Raw genomic sequence first — 950 nt, 5'->3', positions numbered from 1 at the left:
GACAGCGCTTCGCCGCCGCAGACGATGCGGCGCAGGCTGGTGCAGGCGGCCGCGCCGGGTTCCTGCACGAACATTTCGAGCATCGAGGCGACGAAGTGCACGGTGGTGACCTGTTCGCGCTGGATCAGCGACGCCAGATAAGCCGGGTCGCGATGGCCGTCGGGGCGCGCGACCACCAGGCGGGCGCCGTGCAGCAGCGGCCAGAACAGCTCCCACACCGACACGTCGAAGCTGGTCGGGGTCTTCTGCAGCACCGCGTCGTCGGTCTGCAGTCCGTACTCGCCCTGCATCCAGGCCAGGCGGTTGCCGATGCCGCGGTGCGGAATCACCGCGCCTTTCGGCGTGCCGGTCGAGCCGGAGGTGTAGATCACGTAGGCCGGGTGATCGAGCTGCAGCGGACGCGTGCGATCGGCGTCGGTGGGCGGTGTATCCGCATAACCGGCCAATTCTGCAATGAGCCCTGCATCGTCGAGCAGCCACAAGCCCTCATGCGCAGGCAGGCGTTCGACCACATCGCCACGCGTCAGGATCCGCGCCGGCGCCGCGTCGGCGATCATGTGGGCGAGGCGGTCGCTCGGGTAATCGGTGTCGAGCGGCAAATAGGCCGCGCCGCTCTGGAGCACCGCGCACAGGGCGACGACCAACTCCAACGAACGCGGCAAGGCCACGCCGACCAGATCCTCCGGGCCGATGCCGTCGGCGATCAGGCGGTGGGCGAGGCGGTTGGCGCGCGCATCGAGTTCGGCGTAGCTCAGCGTCTGCCCTTCGAACACGACCGCGACCGCATCGGGTGTGCGCGCCGCTTGCGTGCTAAGCAGTTCAGCGAGGGTTTGCGCCGGCACCGCGTGCTCGGTCGCATTCCAGTCGCGCAGCACCTGCGCGGTTTCGGCGGCGTCGAGCAGTTCGATGCGGCCGACCGGTTGCCCGGCATCGGCGACGAAGGCCTCCAG

Annotated in this window: 1 protein-coding gene; it reads right to left on the bottom strand. The window is 69.4% G+C overall.

The genetic code is table 11. From position 1 onward, the window contains the following. Window positions 1–950, bottom strand: a 950-nt coding sequence (locus tag EX88_RS24130) for an AMP-binding protein (protein ID WP_036149883.1), incomplete at both ends; no start/stop codon positions are given.

Origin of the sequence: Lysobacter antibioticus (genome assembly GCF_000731095.1) — a bacterium.
GTDB classification, from domain to species: Bacteria; Pseudomonadota; Gammaproteobacteria; order Xanthomonadales; family Xanthomonadaceae; genus Lysobacter; species Lysobacter antibioticus_B.
This window is presented reverse-complemented; position numbering and strand designations above follow the sequence as displayed.